We start from the raw sequence: 19,771 nt of genomic DNA, 5'->3' as shown, positions 1-19,771 counted from the left end.
GGAGTACTGCCGCGACTGCAGCGCCCGTCATGCCTCCACGCCACCTGAGGCCTGCTGGACCCATCACCCGGATAACCCGTTGAACGATACGGCACGTCTCGTCTAGCTTGTGGGCATGACGAAACCGGACTGCCGGGGGCGGGCGCATATCGCCATGTTCTCCATCGCTGCGCATGGGCATGTGAATCCGAGTCTTGAAGTGATGCGGGAGCTTGTTGCGCGTGGGCATCGCGTCACGTATGCGATCCCACATCTTTTCGAGGAGAAGGTTGCCGAGACCGGTGCGGAGCCGGTGCTGTACCGCACGACGTTGCCGTCGCCCGATGACGACCCATCGGCGTGGGGGACCACGCTCCTCGACCACGTCGAGTCCTTTTTGGACGACGCGATCCAGGTGTTGCCGCAGCTCATCGAGGCCTATGAAGGGGATGAGCCGGATCTGGTGCTGCACGACATCACCGCGTACCCGGCGCGCGTGCTCGCTCACCGTTGGGGCGTGCCCGCGATCTCCCTCTCGCCGAACCTCGTCGCGTGGGAGGGGTACGAGGAGGAGGTCGCCGAGCCGATGTGGGCACAGGCCAAGGCGACCGAGCGCGGCAGGGCGTACTACGAGAAGTTCATCGACTGGCTTGCCGGGAACGGCATCACTCGGCATCCCGACCCGTTCGTCGGGCGTCCCGCCCGCTCGATCGTGCTCATTCCGAAGGCACTACAGCCCAACGCCGACCGGGTCGACGAGACGGTGCACTCCTTCGTCGGCGCCTGCCAGGGCGACCGGGCCGCGCAGGGCGACTGGGAGCGGCCCGCGGGCGCCGAGCGGGTGCTGCTGGTCTCGCTCGGCTCGTCGTTCACCAAGCAGCCCGGGTTCTACGGCGAGTGCATCAAGGCGTTCGGTGACCTGCCGGGCTGGCATGTGGTGCTCCAGGTGGGCAAGCACGTCACCGCCGACGAGCTCGGGGAGACCCCGGCGAATGTGGAAGTGCGGGACTGGGTACCGCAGTTGGCGGTTCTGAAGAAGGCGGACGCCTTCATCACGCACGCCGGTGCGGGTGGCAGCCAGGAGGGGCTGGCCACGGCCACGCCCATGGTGGCCGTCCCGCAGGCCGTCGACCAGTTCGGCAACGCGGACGTGCTCCAGGGGCTCGGTGTCGCCCGGCACGTTCCGATGGCGGAGGCGGACGCCGCCACCCTCCGCGCGGCGGTGCTCGCGCTCGTCGACGACCCGGAGGTGCGGCGCCGTCTCGCGGCCATCCAGCGGGAGATGGCCATGGAGGGCGGCACCCGGCGCGCGGCCGATCTGGTCGAGGCGGAGCTGCCCGGCGGGGCGTAGGCGACGGGCAGGGCGCCGGGTGCCGCCGCCCCGGGCCCTCGTCCGGAAAGACTCGCCGAGGAATGTGCCGTTGTCGGTGTCCCGTCCGGTATATCGCATACGTTTTCCCGTGGTGCTGTTCCTCGGTCAATGGTGCTCTTTCTCGGTCGACGCCGCTTTCGGTTTCCTCCCCGGGGCGCGTTGGCCGCCCGGGGCGCTACGTGGGTACCGCCGGATTCCCTGCACGCAATTCCTCTGAGGGGCCGGCGCGGCATGACGACGGAGTGTGAATGAGTCGATCTGGCATGGTCCGCCGTGGTGTTCGTGGTGGGCGGAGGGCGATTCTCGGGTGGGTCGGCGTTCTGGTCGTGCCGATGGTGGCCGTTGCGGCCTGTAGCGGCCCGCCCAGGGGTGATGTGCGGTCGGCCAGGGCAACGCCCGACGATTCGACGGCCTTTGGGCGGCTGGTCGATGTCGGTCATGGGCGCACGATGTATCTGGAATGCCAGGGCAGCGGGTCTCCGACGGTTGTTCTTGTTCCGGGGCTGGTGGCCGCGGCGGATACCTGGAGTCATGTGGCCGGCCCCGGCGGCAGGATGAAGGCCAGCAGTTCTGCCGTATATCCCGGGGTGGGGAAGTTCACCAGGGTCTGTTCCTACGACCGGCCGGGAACGGCGCGGGAGGGCGGGGCGTTCACCACGTCGTCGAAGGTCGCGCAGCCCACGACGGCACGCGGTGACGCCGCGGACCTGCACGCGCTGCTGAAAGCGGCGAAGGTGCCCGGCCCCTATGTGCTCGCGGGATGGTCGGCGGGCGGGCCCATCGCCAGGATCTACGCCGGTGAGTACCCGCATGACGTGGCCGGGCTCGTTCTCGTGGACGCCGAGTCGGAATTCCTGCAATCGCGGCTCACGCCGGACCAGTTCGCCGTCTTTCTGGCGACGATCCGTAACGACGACAAGAAGCGGATCGCCCAGTGGAAGGACGTCGAACGGCAGAACCCGGCGGCCGTCTTCGAGCAGGTGCGTGCCGCTCCGCCGGTGCCGAGAGTTCCGGTGGTGGTGCTGACCGGGGATGAATTCGACGCCGAGGCCTTCCGGACCCGGTTGCCGGCGCACGCCCCGAAGGATTACCCGCAGGCCTTCTGGCGGGCGCAACTCGCCTCGCAGCGGGACCTTGCGCGGCAGTTCCCCGGTGCGCGGCACATCACCAGGACGCGGAGTGATCACAACATTCACCACAATCAGCCGCGGCTGGTGATCGATGCGGTTCGTGGTGTGGTCGACGAGGCCCGTCGTCGGGCGGAGGGGACGCCTTCGTCTTCGCCCTAGCACTCGGGACGAGGAGCTCCCCGCGGCTGCCGCGGCCTACAGTCGCTTGTCATGGACTGGGTGGAGCGGGTGGGGAAACTTCGGCAGTGGGCGCAGAACGGGGTGCGGGCGCCGCACAAGCCGTTGCTCATGCTCTATGCGCTGGGGTCGTTCCAACGGGATCCGCTCGGGTCGATGCGCTACTCGGACATCGAGCACGATCTGAGCGAGCTGCTGGAGGACTACGGTCCGACGCGCCGGACGTCGCCCTCGTACCCGTTCCACCATCTCGTCAGCGACGGGGTGTGGGAGGTGCGCACCGACAGCGGGTCCGGCAGTCCGGGCACGGGGGTTCGGGTGCTGCGGGAGAGCGGGGCGCGGGGGCAGTTGACCGGCGGGCTGCGGGCCGCGCTCTCCGAGGATCCGGAGCTGCTCGGGCACCGGGCCGCAGCACGGCAGTGCGCGGGTCGCCCCGGCGCACATCACCTGGCACACGGCGCAGGTGTTCCGTGGCGAGCCCCGTGGAGCGGAGCGGCACGCCGTGACCGAGCACGTGTGAGCGGGGGGCGGCTACCGGGGTGAACCCGGCCCGGGGTGGGAGCCGAAGGCCGTGAGGAAGCGGTTGCGGAAGGAGTCCATCCGCCAGACCGGGGCCTGCTGGCCGGGGTTGAGGCCGGGGGTCCAGTGCCAGTCGGAGATGCGCTTCAGGACGTCGGGGTCGTGGGCGACGATCGCGACCGGGACGTCCCTGCTGGCGTGGTCGCCGGAGACCTTGGCGACGGGCTGGTGGTCGCCGAGGAAGACGAGCACGGTGTTCTTGTTGCCGTACTTCTCGACGTACGAGATGAGGCTCTTCAGGGAGTACTGGATGGACTTGCCGTACTCGGTGCGCACCTGGTCCGTCTGCTGCCACACGTCCACGGGGTTCTTGCCGGCCTTCTCGATGGAGCGGTAGACGGAGCCGTCGCCGACCTTGTTCCAGGGGAGGGGCTTGGGGAGGGGCGCCCAGGGGTTGTGGCTGGAGGTCAGGATGATCTCGGACATCAGCGGCTTGTCGTGCGGCTTGCCGTGTTCCAGGCGCTCGAAGGCGGAGAGGCTGTACTGGTCGGGCATGGTCGACCAGCTGAACTTGGGGCCCTTGTAGCCGAGTTCCCGGGAGTCGTAGACGTGGTCGAGGCCGTAGAACTTGGCCTCCGGCCATCCCTTGGTGACGCCGGGCATGATGCCGACGGTGCGCCAGGCGCCGGTGCGCTTGAAGGCACTGGTGAGGGTCAGGTGGTCGCCCGCGGTCACGGTGCGGTAGCGCTGCTGGTTGTCGATCCACAGGCCGGACAGGAAGGTGGAGTGGCCCAGCCAGCTGCTGCCGCCGTACGTCGCCGAGGTGAGCCACCCGCTGCGGGCCGAGTAGCCGGCCGCGCGCAGCTGCTTGCTGCCCTTCGCGAGCACCGCGTCGACGCCCGGGGCCATCAGCCGGTCCTGGACCGCGCTGCGGCCGTAGCTCTCGATGAAGGTGAAGATGACGTCCTTGCCGCGCAGTCCGGTCAGCAGCCGGCTTCCGGGGGTGTGGTGGTAGGGGTCGCTCGCGGCTTCCTCGGCGAACGCCCGCTCGTCCTTCAGGGTCGCGCTCACGCCGTCCATACGGGCCTGGACGAGGTCGGAGGTGCTGCGGGAGGCGAGCGGCGCACCGGCGACCTGCAGGCCGAGGGCCGAGGCGAGGACCCAGGCGGTGCCGAGGACGAGGGTGGTGCCGGCCGCCCTGGCGGCGTGCCGGGTCATGAGGTTGCTGAGCCGGACGAGCGCCAGCGCGGGGAGGACCAGCAGGGCGACGACGAGGAGGGCGGCCGCGATCTCGACTCCTATCGTGCCCGCCCGGCCTATGGAGTCCTGGAGGAAGGATGCGCCGTCGCCGAGCAGGACCCAGTCGAACACCACGTTGAATCCCCGGCCGAGCACCTCGTTGAAGCCGATGTCGAGGAGGTCCAGGGCGCTCAGTGCGCCGAGCGCCACTCCGGCGAGGACCGCGGCCACCCGTCGTGCCGTGGGCGGCAGGAGGAGCAGCAGGGCGGCACCGGCTATCCCCTCCACCGGGATACGGAGGAACTCGGCGGCCGTGAGGCGTTGGGCGTCGTTCGGCAGGAGGAGGGTGACGAGGACCAGCGCGCCGGCCAGGACGGTGGTGGTCCAGGCCGCTGCCCGGGCCGCGGCGGGGTGGCGGTCGCGCCAGCCGGCGGGTGGGGCGTCGGGGGCGGGGGGCTGCTCGTCGGGGGTGGCGTCCGCAGGCCCCTCTCCGGGGCCGTCCGTGGGGTCGTCCGTGGGGCCATCCGTGGGGTCGTCCGGCGGCAGGCTCTCGGTCTCGGGTGCCTGCTGCCGGGGCAGCTGGTGAGGGCGCGTGAAGTGCGACAACCCGAAGGTCCTTCCGTGCGAGGCCCGGTGGTGGCGCGGCGGACCGGACTCGGGAGGTCGGCGCCGTCGATATCTGTACGGCCGACTTGTGGCTTGCGTTCAACGGAAGGCCCGTGTTCCACGAAAAGCCTGTGGGGGGAGGGGAGGTCGGGGTTCTACGGGGTGGTTTGTGGTGGCTGGGCGGGCTGTGGTGGGTCAGGCGGTGGTCTGTGGATACCTGGGTGGTCTGTGGGTCCCCGAGAGGGCAGGGCCGGCCCCCCGACCGGCCCTGCTCCCCTCCCCCTCCTCCACGTACGTCTCAGACGGCGGCCGGCTGTTCCGTGTCCGCGGGGGCCGCGGCCGCGCGGCGGAGGCGGCGGCGCTTGGTCACCAGGACCGCGGTGCGGGTGAGGACCATGGCAAGGGACATGAAGACAAAGGCATTCGCATAGACGTCGGGGCCGCTGAGTTCGTTTTCGATGCTGAAGCGGATCAGCCCCTCGGCGAACCAGTGCTCGGCACCGTAGGCGAAAAGGACGCGGGCGGAGGAAAGGACGATCCAGACGAGGGCGTATCCCCACCCGCCGATGGTGTGGATCTGGCCGTCGGCGCCGCGGTGCGCGGGCAGCAATGCGCCGGCGATCAGGCCGCAGATGACGCCCACGCCGAGGCCGATGAGCTGGAACGAGGGCGCGTTCCCCGAGGTCGGGAAGGAGCGCACAAAGATCGCGATGATGATGGCGACCGCGATCACGGAACGCAGCATGCGCATGTTGGTGACGCGGCGACGGCCCAGATCGGTCGCCAGGATGATGGTGAGGATGGTGGCACTGGCGATGAGTGCAGTGGCGAACTGACTCAGGTGGTCCATGGAATTCGGGGCCTTTCTGCGGTGCTGGGAATTCTCTTTCCGGGGCCTTTTGCGATGCCGCGAGGTGTTCGTCAACGACGGTATGGCGCAGGGTTTTTGCCGCGGGACGACCGACCGGTGGATCCGGTTGTCCACCGGTCGGTGGACAGCGCGGCACCGGTGGGGAGGGAGGGTGATAGGACTGGGCGCGGCGGCACCGGCTTCCCGGCGCCGCCGCCCCTGTCCGGGCAGGGGACATGGTGGTGTCCAGAGGGACAGGGAGATGTCCGGAGGGACGCAGTGATCCAGGGGACGTGGTGGCATCCAGGGGGACGTGGTGACATCCGGGGGGACTCGGTGACGGCTGGGGCACGGCATGGGGCCGAAGAGCGGCGTACGTCCGAGGCACGGCATGGGGCCGAGGCGCGGGTGCGGTGGTTCGGGCTGTGGGACAGCTACTTCGTGGTGTGTTATCTGGTCACCACGGGGCTGGTGTTCACCTCCGAGGTCCCGCAGGGCGGTCGGGTGATCGCCATCGGCGCTCTGACGCTGGTCGTGCCCTGGTACGCGGGGATCGGGCGTCCGTTGATGCTGCGTCATGAGAGTGATCGGCGGAACGTCGTCTTCCCCGTCGGCCTCTTCGTGCTGTTCGGGGTCGCCACCGCCGTCGATCTGATGAGCTCGTTCGCCCTGTTCGCCCTCGTGCCGATGCTGATGATGAGCCTGGCGACCAGGCCTGCCGTCGTGGTCGGCGTCCTCGGCAACCTCGTTCCCGTGACGATGCTGTGGCTGCGCGGCGGCGCCGAAGGGCCGGCCGTGCTGTTCGTGCTGCTGGCGTCGCTGCTCGGGATCGCCCTGTCCGTGCTCCTCGGGCTGTGGATCAAGCGGGTGGTACGGCAGAACAGGGAGCACGCCGAACTGATCGAGGAGCTGCGGCGAAACCGCGAGCAGGTGGCCCGGCTGTCGCACCAGGCCGGGATCTCCGCCGAGCGCGAGCGGCTCGCGCGGGAGATCCACGACACCCTCGCGCAGAGCCTGACCAGCATCATCAGCCTGGTGCAGGCCGCGGATTCGGAGGTGGAGGACGCCCCCGCCCTGGCCCGTGAACACCTCGCGCTGGTGGGGCGGGTGGCCAAGGAGAGCCTGGTCGAGGCGCGCGCCTTCGTGGCCGACCGGACACCCGCCTCCTTGCGGGAGAGCTCGTTGGCGCAGGCGCTGCGACGGCAGGCGGACGGGCTGACCGCCCAGTCGGGGCTGTTGGTGCGGTTCGCCGTCGAGGGGGACGAGCGACCGCTGCCGATGGCGGTCAATGTCGTCCTGCTGCGCGCCGCACAGGAGGCGGGCGCGAATGTGCACAAGCATGCCGAGGCCCGCGCGGTGGACCTGGTGCTGCGGTACGGCGCGGGGCAGGTCGGGCTCCGGGTCGCCGACGACGGCAGGGGGTTCGACGCGTCGGAGCCGGCGTCGGCGGCCGGGAGGGACGAGCGGCGCGGCACGGCGGGGCACGGTCAGGGGGACGGCGGGGGCTTCGGGCTGCGGGGCATGGCGGCGCGGGTGGCGGAGATCGGCGGGGTGATGAGCGTGACGAGCGAGCCGGGGGCGGGCACCGTCGTCGAGGTGAAGGTGCCCTTGGCGGAGACGGCAGGGCCGGAGGAGGCAGCAGAGCCGGTGAAGGCGGCGGAGTCGGTGAAGGCGGCGGATGATGAGCGTTGAGGACACGGTCGTGGTGCGGGTGCTGCTCGCCGACGATCACCCCGTCGTGCGCGAGGGCCTGTGCGCGATGCTGGAATCCGACCCGGGCATCGCCGTCGTGGGGCAGGCGGGCTCCGGCGAGGAGGCCGTGGCACTGGCGACCCGGCTGACGCCGGACGTCGTGCTGCTCGACCTGCGGATGGGCGGGATGGACGGCGTCGCCGCCACCGGGCACGTCCTGCGGCAGTCCCCCGGCAGCAAGGTGGTCATCGTCACCACCTACGAGGACGACTGCGACATCCTGCGCGCCGTGGAGGCGGGAGCCGCGGGGTACCTCCTCAAGGGCAGTTCCCGCGCCGAGCTGATCGACGCCGTGTACGGGGCGGCGCGCGGCGCGACCGTGCTGACCCCGTCGCTGGCGCCCAAGCTGTTCCGGGCGCGGGCGGTGGAGCAGCCGCTGCCGTCCGCCCGGGAGTGCGAGGTGCTGCGGCTGGTCGGCCAGGGGCTGACCAACGCCGAGATCGGCCGGGAGCTGTTCATCGGCGAGGCCACCGTGAAGACCCATCTCCTGCGCGCGTTCAAGAAGCTGGACGTGTCGGACCGCACGGCGGCCGTGATGGCGGCCCTGGAGCGCGGGCTGCTGTCGTAGCCGCCGCGCCCGCCCGGGGCACCCGCGCCCGCCCCGGGGTCACCCGCGCCGCGGCGTCACTCCTCCCCCAGCCTCGCCCGGTCCGCCGCCGCCCTGCCCTGGTGCCAGCCCTCCGCGTCGCGGATGCCGCGCAGGCGGACCGGGGCGGTGTCGGGGAAGAGGGTGCCGGTGGTCTCCTCCACGGCGAGGGCGCGGGCGGCGAGGACCGGGAGGAGGTCGGGGGCCGCTTCGGCGGACTCGGCGGTGGCGGCGGCGGTGGCGGCCGCGGTGGCCGCGCCGAGCCGGTCGCGGATGCGGTCGGCGTAGGCGACGAGGAAGGCCTGGCGGAAGTCCTTGGTGCGGCGGGAGCGGCCCCGGGGGACGGGGGTACCGCCGTGCTCCTTGAGCGCTCTGTGGTGGTCGTCGCCCGCGCGGTGCATCGCGGCGGTGGCCTGGAGCAGCAGCGAGGTGTAGAGCATCTCGACCGCCTCCAGGTCGGGGGCGAAGCCGACGAGGGTGGAGAAGCCGACATCGGCGGCCCAGACGGCCTGGCAGCGGTTGGCGGCCGCCACCGCGTCGAGCAGCAGCGCCTTGGCCTGCTCGTACGGGCCCTCGATGCCGATACGGACCGCGGACGGACCGCCGGCCCGCCCGCCCGGCGCGGTGTTCGCACGGTCCAGCAGCGCCTCGTCGATGCTGTGCCGGGCCATCAGCTCCTGCGCCTTGGCGGACAGCGCCTCCGCCTCCTCGGCGTAGTCGGTGGCCTCGGCCTTGGCGAGCAGCCCTCGGATGCGGCCGAGGGCGCGTGCCGCGGCGGCGCCGGCCGGGCCGCCCGTGGCCCGGCCGGGCTCCGGCGGGGACGGGAGCGGGGTGATACGAGGCAGCCGGGCGAGTACGCGCAGCGCCGCCAGTACGCCGTACGCGGTCTCGAAGCGGGAGGCGCGGCGGCGCTCGGCCAGTGCGTCGAGGTAGCTGGTGTCGGAGGGCCACCAGACGTCGGCGCCGAGGGTCTGTAGTTGGTCGGCCCAGCGGGGGTCCGGTGCGGGCTGGGTGTCACGGGCGTGCCGGGTGGCCGGCGGCCGGGCCGCTTCGGCTGCGACGGCGTCGACGACCACGGCCACCAGGGAGGCGTCGGACGCCTCGCGCCGGACGATCCGCTCCAGGTCGGCGGGCTGCCAGCCGCCCGCCCAGCACTGCCGCACCGCCGCCACGGCGGCCGCGACCACCGCCGCGCTCACCGCCTCCCAGCCGGCCTCGGACGCGGCCAGCATCGAGGCGCCCGCCTCGATGGCGTCCTCGGCCCGCGCCCCGTCCGGCGCGTAGCGGACGCTGCCGAGCACCTGCCCGACCAGCTCACTCGCCGCCGACGACGATCCGCCGCGGTCCGTGCCGTCCCGGCCGTCGCCGCCGCGGCCCGCGCTCCCCCGGCCGTCGCCGCCGCGTCCGCCGCCTTCGCGGCCCTTGCCTCCGCGGTCCGTGCTTCCGCGCTTCACCCGCTCGCTCACCCGCTCACTGTACGGAGGACTCCCCTGGATACGGCGGGCTCCCCGGGTCCGGTACGGGGAGCAAGGACGACGACGCCCGGTGGGCCCCCGATTCGGGGCTCACCGGGCGTCGGTCACGTCCGAGGCGAGCAGTCGCACAGTTGGCACTCAGCACTCAGCAGTACGGCGGTACGGGTGTACGGCGCGCAGTCCTCCGTGCGCCGTACACCCGTCAGCTGCCGCCGCGCCGCGTCACCGCACCGCGCTGCCGGCCACCCACTGCGACCAGTTCATGTTCCAGCCGTTCAGGCCGTTGTCCGGCTTGACGGTCTGGTCGGGGGAATTGACGACCTGGACCACATCGCCGATCTGCGAGTTGTCGAAGAACCACGCGGCCGGCGTGTTCGGGTCCTTGGCGCCCTTGACGTCCTCCAGGCCGATGCAGCCGTGGCTGGTGTTGGCCGCGCCGAAGACGCCCTTGCCCCAGTAGTTGCCGTGGATGAAGGTGCCGGAGTCCGACAGGCGCTGGGCGTGCGGCACATCGGGGATGTCGTACTCGCCCTTGCCGTCCTTCTTCTTGAAGCCGACCGTCGAGCCGTCCATCCGGGTCTGCTTGAACCGCTCGGAGATGACCATCGCGCCGTTGTAGGTCGCGTGGTCGTCGCTGCCGGCCGACACCGGGATGGTGTTGACCAGCTGGCCGTCGCGCTCCACGAACATCATGTGCTGCTGGGTGTCGACGGTGCTGACCTGCGAGTGACCGACGTTGAAGCTGACGGTCTTGTTCTGGATGCCCTTGACGCCCGGCGACGCCTCGACGCCGTCCAGGCCGAGCTTCATGGTGACCTTGGAATGGGCCTTCCAGTACTCCTGGGGCCGGAAGTCCAGCCGCTTGTCGCCGAACCAGTGGCCGACGACCTGCTGGTTGCTGCTCGACGACACCTTGATCGCCGACTCGACGGCCGCCTTGTCCTTGACCGGCTTGTCGAAGTTGATCGACACCGGCATGCCGACGCCGACGGTCGAGCCGTTCTCCGGCGTGAAGTTCCCGACGAAGCTGTTCTCGGGGGCGACGGTGGTGAAGCTGGAGTTCTCCACCGCCGCACGTCCCTTGGAGTCCTCCGCACGGGCGGTGACCTTGTACTTCGTGCCACGCTCCAGCGGCTTGTCCGGCCGCCAGGAGGTGCCGTCGGCCGAGAGGGTCCCGTCGACCTGCTTCTTGGACTCGGCCGAGGTCATGGTGACCTCGGTGAGCTTTCCGCGGCTGGCCGTGACCGAGGAGTCACTGTTGAGGCCCGCGCCGCTCGCGCCGTCCTCCGGCAAGATCTTGATCTTGGCCTGGGACGCATCCTTCGCGGCCGCCTCGTCCACCTGCTGGGTGTTCTCGTGCCGGGTGCCGTCGCCACCGCCATCGCCATGGTCAGCTGCTGTGCTGCCATTACACGCCGCAAGTGTGAGTACGCCCCCGAGCAGCGTTGCGCTGGCTATAAGCCCCTTCCGGCGCTTGCTGTCCGTTATCACACGCATCTCCATTGCTACCGATTTCGCAGACTTCCCCGAGCGAGCTGCCAACTGAACGCAGGCATATCTGGACGCAGGCATTCCGGCCGACGCCATATGAACGCCTTTTCCGTTTCGCCCGTTCCATGCATCCACGAAGTGTGGGGAAGGCCACTTATCCCGCTACGTCGGTTAGGAGGTGCTCACACCCTGTTCATCCCTTTCGCCGGAACCGAGGCCGTACCGGCCCCGTCGACGGCTCCGGCCCCGCCGCACCACCCATGCAACGCACCCCGTAACGGACCCCCGTACAGCGTGTAGCCGTACGGGGGTCCTGGCCGTCGGTGCGGGGCGGGGTTCCGGTCAGCCCACCCCGTCCGCGTCGTCCGCGAGATCCCACTCCGCCGCGTTCCACTCGGCGTCCGGGTCGTAGTCGGTCAGCTCCTCACTGCTCCACGAGGCCTGGGCGAGTTCGGTACCCGGCACCGAGGTGACCAGGTCGAACGGGTCGATCAGGTGGGCCAGCGCCTCCGCCGGGTCCTCCGTGACCGTCTCCACGGACTGTCTGCGCTCCTCGTCCGGCAGCGATGCGTCGCCGGCGATGTGATCGAGCGCCGCGCCGGTCAGCTGCCCGGCGTCGGTGACCTCCATGATCAATTCGACATGAAGGCGCACAAAACGTGATGTCTCACCATTGCTCATAGCACGGAGGTTAGGCATGGACGGGTCCTGACTTCCCCGCGACCCGCGGCGGTCACTAACATCTGAGGTCAACGGCCAATTCGCCGAACCCACAAGGGGGATCGCTTTCGTGACCGCACGACGACCACTGCTGACCGCCGCGGCCGCGGGATCGGTACTGTTCGCCCTGTGGTTCGTCCCCTCCGCGAATGCGAGTGCGGGGGCTGACGGAGTGACAGATTCCGGCCTGCGGGCGGCATCCGCCGCGGCCGGTCCCGGTCTGGCCGACCGGGTGAACGGCAGGGCGCGGGCCGCCGACAGCGGTTCCACGACGACCGCCCCGCACCACCACGCCACGGACACCGGTTCCGGCACGGACTCCGGCGCCGAGAGCCACTCCGCCGTCGCCCGGCCGCACCTCCTCGCCGACACCGGCAGCCCGGACACCACGCCGTACGTCATCGGCGGCGTCGCCTGTCTCGCCCTCGGCGCCGGGCTGGTCAGCTACTCGGTCGGCCGCACCCGCGACGGCCTCGTCTGAACCTTTGCCCGCGGACCGGCGAAGCCCCCGAGGGCAAGGGAAGCCCCCGAGGGCAAGGGAAGCCCCCGAGGGCAGGGGAAGACAGCCGGCCGGGGAAGTGCCGGCAGGCGGGGGAACCGCCTGCCGCACGGGCGCGGGACCGGACAGGACACGGGCGCGGGGCAGGACGGGACGGCCGACGCCCCGTCCTTGCCGTAGTGCCCCGGGCCGAGGCGCTACGCCAGCTCGCCCGTGACCGACTCCACCGCCGCCACCAGCTTCCCGGCCCGGACGAACGCGTACGCGCCCTCCAGGTCGGGCGCCAGGAAGCGGTCCTCGCCCGGTCCCTGGACGCCGGCCGCGCGGACCGCGTCCAGGACGGCGCGGGTGGCGGGCGCCGGCGTCAGCCCCTCGCGCATCTCGATGGCGCGGGTGGCGGCGTAGAGCTCGACGGCGATGATCCGGGTCAGGTTGTCGACCGCGGTGCGCAGCTTGCGCGCCGCCGACCAGCCCATCGAGACATGGTCCTCCTGCATGGCGGAGGACGGGATGGAGTCCACCGAGGCGGGCGCGGCGAGCCGCTTGAGCTCGCTGACCAGGGCGGCCTGGGTGTACTGGGCGATCATCAGCCCGGAGTCGACGCCCGGGTCACCGGCCAGGAAGGCGGGCAGCCCGTGCGAGCGGTTCTTGTCCAGGAGGCGGTCGGTGCGGCGCTCGGCGATCGAGCCGAGGTCGGCCGCGGCGATGGCCAGGAAGTCCAGGACGTAGGCCACCGGGGCGCCGTGGAAGTTGCCGTTCGACTCGACCCGGCCGTCCGGAAGGACCACGGGGTTGTCGACGGCCGCGGCGAGCTCGCGCTCGGCGACCAGGCGGGCGTGGTCGAGGGTGTCCCGTCCGGCGCCGGCGACCTGCGGGGCGCAGCGGATGGAGTACGCGTCCTGGACGCGCGGGGCGTCGTCCTGGTGGTGGCCGGTGAAACCGGAGCCCGCCAGCACCTTGGACATGTTGCCGGCGGAGGCGGCCTGCCCGGGGTGCGGGCGGATGGCGTGCAGCTCGGGCGCGAGGACCTTGTCCGTGCCGAGCAGCGCCTCCAGGGAGAGGGCCGCGGTGATGTCCGCGGAGGTGAAGAGCCGGGTGAGGTCGGCGCAGGCCATCACGAGCATGCCGAGCATGCCGTCGGTGCCGTTGAGGAGGGCCAGGCCCTCCTTCTCGCGCAGTTCGACGGGCTCGATGCCGTGCGCGGCCAGCAGCTCGCCGGCCGGCCGGACGACGCCGTCGGGGCCCTCCGCGTCGCCCTCGCCCATCAGCGCCAGCGCACAGTGCGAGAGCGGCGCCAGGTCGCCGGAGCAGCCGAGCGAGCCGTATTCGTGCACGACGGGCGTGATGCCGGCGTTGAGTATGGCGGCCATCGTCTCGACGACGAGGGGGCGGACGCCGGTGCGCCCGGAGGCGAGGGTCTTCAGCCGCAGGAACATCAGCGCGCGGACCACCTCGCGCTCGACCCGCGGCCCCATGCCGGCCGCGTGCGAGCGCACGATGTTGCGCTGGAGCTGCACGCGGAGCTCGGGGCTGATGTGCCGGACGGCCAGGGCCCCGAAGCCGGTGGAGACGCCGTAGACGGGGTCGGGCTTGGCGGCGAGTTCGTCGATGAAGGCGCGGGAGGTGGCGACGGCCGCGAGGGCCTCCTCGGACAGCTCGATCCGGGCCGCTCCGCGGGCCACCGCGATGACGTCCTGTGCGGTCGTGCCGGACGTCCCCAGCACCACAGTGTGCATATCCATATTCAGGCACCCTAGAGACTGAATCGCCGGATGTCACCACCGGATTTCGGGAGCACCCCTTACGGAGCGCACCCCGGCCCCCGAGGTCCGGGCGGGGACACCATGCCTCACCTCCGGAAGCGGCGGCGCTCCGGCCCCGACCGCCGGTCCGGGGCGTCCGCGAGACGGACGACCGGGTCGTCCTTGCCGCCGTGCCGCCCGGCGACCACCGGCTCGCCCGACCGCGCCGCCTTCGCCTTGTACTGCGCGGCGTCCGCGAGCCGGAAGAGCCGGCGGGCGCTGCGCACCGGACCGATCGGATCGCCGGTCGAGGCGACCCCGACCGCGACCCCCTCGCCGAGGTCCAGCTCCCCCGCCCGGTCGCACAGCTCGCCGGCCACCTTGACCACCTCGTCGGCCGGCGGGCCCACCGCGAGCAGGCAGAACTCGTCACCGCCGAGCCGCGCGGCCAGCACACCCGGCAGCATCGCCCCGCACAGGGACAGCACCGAGCCGAAGCGCTCCAGCAGCCGGTCCCCGACCGCATGGCCGCGCGAGTCGTTCACCCGCTTCAGACCGTTGAGGTCGCACACCACCAGGCTGACCACCACCTCGTCCCTGCGGTGCAGCTCCAGCGCCTCGTCCAGCCGCATGTCGACGGCGCGACGGTTGGCGAGGCCGGTCAGGGAGTCGGTGAAGGCCAGCCGGCGGACCTCCGCCAGCCGCTCGGTCTGGGCGATCCCGGCGGCCGTCACCGCGGCGAGCACGCTCGCGAAGTCGGCGTCCGGCCGGCCGAAGACCGGCTCCCCCGCGCGCCGCGCGACATACAGCTCGCCCCACGCCCTGCCGTGCAGCACGATCGGCGCCACCACGCAGCAGCCCCGGCCGCGGCGGCGCAGCGCGGCCACCCGCTGCGGATTGGCGCCGCCGCCCTCGTCCGCGATCTCGTCCCGCCGCTGCGCCGCGGCCGCGGACACCGGGCCGTCGTGCGGCTCCTCGGCGGTCTCCACCCAGGCGCTGGGCTCGCCGCCGCCCGCCCACTGCTCGTGCAGGAAGCCGACGATCTCCGGGAACTCGTGGACGGGGTAGCTCTCGTCGTCCGGGAACTCCTCCTCGCCGGCGGCGAGTTCACCGACGTTGACCAGCACCCGCAGCTTGCCCAGCTCGCGCTCCCACTTCGAGATCGCCGCGAAGGATCCCCCCAGGGCCTGGCGCACGCCCTGCGCCGCGGCGTGCGCCGAGTCGCGCGGTGTATGCGCGGCCGCCATCGCCTGCGCCAGCTCCACCACGGCCCGCAGCCGCGCATCGCCCTCGCCCGTCACCGGATCCTCGCATTCCGTCACCGTGAGCACGCTCTGTTTACAGCGTAGGAATGTTTAACCCCTTTCGCCCCTTTCCGGGGGCGATTGACACCTAGGCGTTATTCGCGTCGTTATCGGCGGCGCGATTCGGGGTGCTCGTGGTGTCGTTCCTGGTCGGGGGATGGGGTGGAGGCCGGGGCGGGGCGGGCGCGGAGTGGGGGCGGGCGAACGGCAGGGGAACGCGGGCCGGGTTACGGTGCGTCACCATGGGCCGGGGCGGGCCGGGGTCCGCCCCGGCCCGCCCTCGTCCCCTGCGGGACACCGGCCCCGCCCTCGTCGCCGCGGGGCGCCCGCCCCGGTCCGGTCACTCCCCGGGCCAGTCCGGGTCCCGCTTCTCGTTGAAGGCCGCGACGCCCTCCGCCCGGTCCCCGGAGAAGGCCACGCTGCGCCAGGCGCCGTCCTCCAGGTCCAGGCCGGTCCGCAGGTCCAGCCCGTGGCCGAGGCGCATGGCGCGCTTGGCGGCGCGCAGGCCGACCGGGGAGTTGCGGGCGATGCCGGCCGCCAGCTCCAGCGCCGCGTCCCGGTCCTGCCCGTCCGCCACCAGCCGGTCGACCAGCCCCAGCCGCTCGGCCTCGGCGGCCTGCACCCGGCGCGCGGTGAAGACCAGCTCGGCCGCCCGTGCCGCGCCCACCCGGCGCGGCAGCAGCTGGGTGCCGCCGCCCCCGGGGATGACGCCCACCGACACCTCGGGCAGGCCGACCTCCGCCGTACCGTCCGCGACGATCAGGTCGCAGGCCAGCGCCAGCTCGAAGCCGCCGCCGAGGGCGAAGCCGTGCACCGCGGCGATGGTGGGCATCGGCAGTTCCAGTACGCCGGTGTACGCGGCGCGGGTGCGCGGGCGCTGGCGCATCAGGTCCGCGTCCGTGAAGGAGTTGCGCTCCTTGAGGTCCGCGCCCACGCAGAACGCCCGCTCGTGGGTGGAGCTGAGGACCACCGCCCGTACGGAGCGGTCCGCGGCCAGCTCGGCGCAGGCCTGCGACAGGCTGTCGGCCATGGCCGTCGAGACGGCGTTCATGGCCTTCGGGCGGTCCAGGACCAGTTCCGCCACGAAGCCGTGGCGCTCGACGGCCACCCAGCCGTCCGCGCCGAATCGTTGCCGTTGCCCCTGCCGTTCCATGGAACCCTCCCTGTTAACGGTCGTTGACCTGACGAGGGGATCATGCCAGGTGGGCGGGGCGGGGGACAGGGATGGGCGGGAGAGCGGGTGGGTGGGGCCCGGCCAGGGGCTGGCGCCCGGGCCAAGGGGGCCGGCGCGGGCCAGGGGGGCCGGCGCGGGCCAGGGGCCTGGGGCGGGCCAGGGGCCGACTCGGCAGGGGCTGGGGCGCGGGGCGGAGCGGGGCAGTACGGGGCGTGGTCCGGGGGTCCGGTCGGGGGGGGCGTACGGGGCGGGCCGTACGGGGCGTCCTGCCGGACGGCCGGCCGGGTGACCGTCCGCGGACTCCGGGACGGTACGGGCCTCAGCCGCTGGTGCCCTGGCCGGCGCGGCGGCTCAGCAGCCAGGGCTCGACCACGCCGAGGCCGCGTACCGGGCGCTGCCACATCGGCTGAAGCGCGAAGCGGTACGACGGCGGCGGGGCGCCGGTGCCCTCCTCGGCCGCCTTCTCCGCGGCCGCGGCCTCGGCCTCGGAGACCGGCGCGTCACCGATGCGGCCCAGCTCCTCGGCGAACGCCTCGTCCACCAGCACGGTGTCCTTGGGCGCTATCGACGTGAGGCGGCTGGCGAGGTTGACCGTCGTGCCGAAGACATCGCCCATCCGGGTCGTGACCGTGCCGAAGGCGATGCCGACCCGCAGCTCCGGCATCGTCTCGTCGTGGGTCATCGTCTCGATCAGCCGCAGGCCGATCTCGGCGGCGATGCCGGCGTCGTCGGCGGAGAAGAGGACCTCGTCGCCGAGGGTCTTGATGAGCCGGCCGCCGTGCGCGGCCACCAGGTCGGAGCAGGTGGTCTCGAACGCCTCCACCAGCTCGCCCAGTTCCTCCTCCTCCAGGCGGCGGGTCAGCCGGGTGAACCCGACCAGGTCGGCGAAGCCGACGGCGAGCCGGCGGTCGACCATCTCCGCGTCGTCCTGGGCCCGGACGACGCGGCCGGTGGCGGCGGCGAGCTGGCGCCGCCAGACGTAGACGAGGAACTCCTCCAGCTCGGGCAGCAGCAGCTCGACCAGCGGGTAGGTGATCTCCGTACGGGTCAGGCCGGAGTCCAGGGGCTCGGTGAGGCCCTCCAGGAACGAGTCGATCTGCCAGTCGGCGAGGCGGGCGGTGGTCTGGCCCGTGGAACGGGCGACCTGGACGGCCATGGCCTCGCTCAGCAGGCCCGCCTCGACGAGGCCGGCGAGGCGGCGCAGGGCCAGCACATCGGCCTCGGTGAGGGCCTTGACCTGGCCGATGTCGGCGAAGCCCATGGCCCGCCAGAAGCGGGCCGCGAGGTCCATGGAGACGCCGGCGGCGCGGGCGGCCTGGAACGGCGTGTAGCGGCGGTCGGCGCCGAGGATGAGTTGTTCGAGGCGGACGGCGATGTTGTTCTCGTCGCTGTCGGCGGTGGCCTCGCCCCGGCCGGTGGTGCCCTCGCCGCGGCCCCGCGAGGGGTCGTCGACGGGGACGTCGCGTACGGCGTCGTCGTCGGTTGCCCTGTCGCGCGAGGCGGCGCCCGAGTCGTCGGCGGTCACCGGCCGCTCCCTGTCCGATCCGTGCGCACTGCCCTTCCGATCACTGCTCGCCGGTGGTCCGCTCCCTGGCGGACCGCCTCAACGATACGGCAGGTGTGCTCTGGCTCACTCTCACATGTCGGCTGTGGACAAGGAAGTGGTGGGGGTGTGTCGGTGGGGGCTGTGGGCCGAGTGGGTCTGGTAGCGGGCGGTGGGGGGCGGGCCCGGGGGTGGGCGGTGCGGCTGGGCCGAGTGGGCCGGTGGCGGGCGGTGGGGGCCCGGGGGTGGGGGCCGGGTGGGCTGCCCTCTACCCGGTGGGGGCCCGGGTTGCGCGTGCCCGCCGCGGGTGGGGGGCCGGAGGGGACGCCCGGTACCCCGTCCTCGGCGCGGGCGCATCTGGTACGTGTAGAAGTCACCCCGTTGTTCGCTCCGGTCCTGCGGGCGGGGCACCGGGCATCCCCTCCGGCCTACGACGTCGGCGGCCGTCCCGCCGTATCCGTTGCCGTTACGGACAGGCACGTCGGCGGCCGCCCCGCCCAGCCGCGTCGGCGGCCGTCCCGCCGTGCCGCGTACGGCATCGGCCGCCGCTCGCCGCGCCGCCGTCACGGACGCGGCACCGGCGGCCCTTGCGCCGTACCCGTCGCCGTCACGGACAGGGCCTCGGCGGGCGCCCGTCCAGCGTTACGCCTCCTGGGCCGGGCGCAGATGGACGATGTCGCCGGCGGCGACCGGTTGCTGTACGCCGTTCGGGGTGGCCAGGACGAGGCGGCCGTCGGCGTCGATGGCCACTGCTTCGCCGGTGAGGGCGGTGTCGCCGGGGAGTTCGGCGCGTACGGTGCGGCCGAGGGTGGCGCAGCCTGCGGCGTAGGCCTCCTGGAGGCGGCTGGTGGTGGGGTCGCCGTCGGCGGACTGCCACTCGCCGTACCAGTCCTCCAGCGAGCGCAGGACGGCGCGCAGGAGCGGGTCGCGGTCGGTGGTGCCGGCGCCTGCCAGGGCCAGTGAGCCCGCGGTGGGTACGGGGAGTTCGGCGGCGGTCAGGGAGACGTTGAGGCCGATGCCGATGACGACGCCGGGACCTGCGCGTTCGGCGAGGATGCCGCCGATCTTGCGTTCGGTGAGGGTGCCGCCCGGGCGGAGGGCGTCGGAGTCCTCGGAAGTCACCAGCAGGTCGTTGGGCCACTTGAGGGCCGTGTCGACGTCGGCGGTGCGGGAGAGGGCACTGGCGGTGGCGACTCCGGCGAGCAGGGGGAGCCAGCCCCAGCGCTCCGCGGGGGCGCGCGGGGTGAGGTAGACGGAGAAGAAGAGGCCGGAGCGCGGGGGCGCCGACCAGGTGCGGTCGAGGCGGCCGCGGCCGGCGGACTGTTCCTCGGCCACCAGAATGGCGCCCTCGGTCTCCCCCTTTGCCGCACGGGCCGCCAGGTCGGTGTTGGTGGAGCCGGTGGCGGCGACGACGTCGAGGGAGGTCCAGAGCGAGCCGGGCCGTACGAGGGCGCGGCGCAGGGCCGTGGCGTTCAGCGGGGGGCGGCCCAGATCGCTCCAGGGACCGGCGTCTTTGTCCCGGTTTTCCGGTGGTTGAGGCGTCATGGGACCAGCCTAGGTGTGGTCAACGACGCAGTGCCGCTGGGCAGTCCCGCCGATACGCTACGAATCAG

At 72.5% G+C, this 19,771-nt stretch carries 15 protein-coding genes and 1 pseudogene; 6 read left to right on the top strand and 10 right to left on the bottom strand.

The genetic code is table 11. The features are described 5' to 3' along the window. Positions 1-115 precede the first annotated feature (115 nt). The 3 genes and pseudogenes from mgt to AB0411_RS18475 form a co-directional block, all read left to right on the top strand. Positions 116-1,330 carry a macrolide-inactivating glycosyltransferase gene (mgt, locus tag AB0411_RS18485; protein WP_366418351.1) on the top strand — a complete coding sequence of 405 codons (1,215 nt, stop codon included), beginning with the start codon at positions 116-118 and terminating at the stop codon, positions 1,328-1,330. Between the two features lie 284 nt (positions 1,331-1,614). After that, on the top strand, positions 1,615-2,640 hold the full coding sequence (locus tag AB0411_RS18480) for an alpha/beta fold hydrolase (RefSeq protein ID WP_366418350.1): 1,026 nt from the start codon (positions 1,615-1,617) through the stop codon (positions 2,638-2,640). A gap of 51 nt (positions 2,641-2,691) precedes the next feature. Beyond that, positions 2,692-3,066: pseudogene (locus tag AB0411_RS18475) on the top strand (phosphorothioated DNA-binding restriction endonuclease); the annotation flags it as partial. Between the two features lie 123 nt (positions 3,067-3,189). Here the strand turns inward: AB0411_RS18475 and AB0411_RS18470 are convergent. Further along, on the bottom strand, positions 3,190-5,022 hold the full coding sequence (locus AB0411_RS18470; RefSeq protein ID WP_366418349.1) for a sulfatase: 1,833 nt from the start codon (positions 5,020-5,022) through the stop codon (positions 3,190-3,192). Positions 5,023-5,320: 298 nt separating this feature from the next. Continuing rightward, a complete protein-coding gene (locus tag AB0411_RS18465) occupies positions 5,321-5,872 on the bottom strand; it encodes a hypothetical protein (RefSeq protein WP_366418348.1) in 552 nt (183 codons plus the stop codon). A 408-nt stretch (positions 5,873-6,280) separates the two neighbouring features. On the opposite strand from AB0411_RS18465, the gene AB0411_RS18460 reads away from it, so the two are divergent. After that, positions 6,281-7,564, top strand: coding sequence for a sensor histidine kinase (locus tag AB0411_RS18460; RefSeq protein ID WP_366418347.1), 1,284 nt, complete (start codon positions 6,281-6,283; stop codon positions 7,562-7,564). After that, the gene (locus AB0411_RS18455) at positions 7,554-8,192 is read left to right on the top strand and encodes a response regulator transcription factor (protein WP_366418346.1); all 639 of its coding nucleotides are present in this window, start codon (positions 7,554-7,556) and stop codon (positions 8,190-8,192) included. Before AB0411_RS18460 ends, AB0411_RS18455 begins: the two co-directional genes overlap by 11 nt. Positions 8,193-8,248: 56 nt before the next feature. On the opposite strand, the gene AB0411_RS18450 is transcribed toward AB0411_RS18455, so the two are convergent. The 3 genes from AB0411_RS18450 to AB0411_RS18440 form a co-directional block, all read right to left on the bottom strand. After that, positions 8,249-9,511: a DUF2786 domain-containing protein gene (locus AB0411_RS18450; protein WP_366418521.1), complete on the bottom strand. Its 1,263-nt coding sequence runs from the start codon at positions 9,509-9,511 to the stop codon at positions 8,249-8,251. Positions 9,512-9,907: 396 nt separating this feature from the next. Then, positions 9,908-11,188 carry a L,D-transpeptidase gene (locus tag AB0411_RS18445; protein WP_366418345.1) on the bottom strand — a complete coding sequence of 427 codons (1,281 nt, stop codon included), beginning with the start codon at positions 11,186-11,188 and terminating at the stop codon, positions 9,908-9,910. A 330-nt stretch (positions 11,189-11,518) separates the two neighbouring features. Continuing rightward, complete coding sequence (locus AB0411_RS18440) at positions 11,519-11,857, bottom strand: hypothetical protein (RefSeq protein WP_366418344.1); 339 nt, start codon at positions 11,855-11,857, stop codon at positions 11,519-11,521. A gap of 109 nt (positions 11,858-11,966) precedes the next feature. Here AB0411_RS18440 and AB0411_RS18435 point away from each other — a divergent pair, with 109 nt between their 5' ends. Then, on the top strand, positions 11,967-12,377 hold the full coding sequence (locus AB0411_RS18435) for a hypothetical protein (protein ID WP_366418343.1): 411 nt from the start codon (positions 11,967-11,969) through the stop codon (positions 12,375-12,377). Positions 12,378-12,592: 215 nt separating this feature from the next. Here the strand turns inward: AB0411_RS18435 and hutH are convergent, their stop codons facing one another. The 5 genes from hutH to AB0411_RS18410 all read right to left on the bottom strand — a co-directional run bounded on the left by hutH (position 12,593) and on the right by AB0411_RS18410 (position 19,703). Continuing rightward, positions 12,593-14,137, bottom strand: coding sequence for a histidine ammonia-lyase (gene hutH / locus AB0411_RS18430; protein ID WP_366418342.1), 1,545 nt, complete (start codon positions 14,135-14,137; stop codon positions 12,593-12,595). A 107-nt stretch (positions 14,138-14,244) separates the two neighbouring features. Beyond that, the gene (locus tag AB0411_RS18425) at positions 14,245-15,384 is read right to left on the bottom strand and encodes a diguanylate cyclase domain-containing protein (RefSeq protein ID WP_366418520.1); all 1,140 of its coding nucleotides are present in this window, start codon (positions 15,382-15,384) and stop codon (positions 14,245-14,247) included. 397 nt (positions 15,385-15,781) lie between these two features. Beyond that, the gene (locus AB0411_RS18420) at positions 15,782-16,594 is read right to left on the bottom strand and encodes an enoyl-CoA hydratase/isomerase family protein (RefSeq protein WP_366418341.1); all 813 of its coding nucleotides are present in this window, start codon (positions 16,592-16,594) and stop codon (positions 15,782-15,784) included. Between the two features lie 340 nt (positions 16,595-16,934). Beyond that, complete coding sequence (locus tag AB0411_RS18415; protein ID WP_366418340.1) at positions 16,935-18,140, bottom strand: adenylate/guanylate cyclase domain-containing protein; 1,206 nt, start codon at positions 18,138-18,140, stop codon at positions 16,935-16,937. 660 nt (positions 18,141-18,800) lie between these two features. Beyond that, on the bottom strand, positions 18,801-19,703 hold the full coding sequence (locus AB0411_RS18410; RefSeq protein WP_366418339.1) for a biotin--[acetyl-CoA-carboxylase] ligase: 903 nt from the start codon (positions 19,701-19,703) through the stop codon (positions 18,801-18,803). Positions 19,704-19,771: the final 68 nt, after the last annotated feature.

It is taken from the genome of Streptomyces angustmyceticus, assembly GCF_040701845.1.
Classification (GTDB): Bacteria; Actinomycetota; Actinomycetes; order Streptomycetales; family Streptomycetaceae; genus Streptomyces; species Streptomyces angustmyceticus_A.
This window is presented reverse-complemented; position numbering and strand designations above follow the sequence as displayed.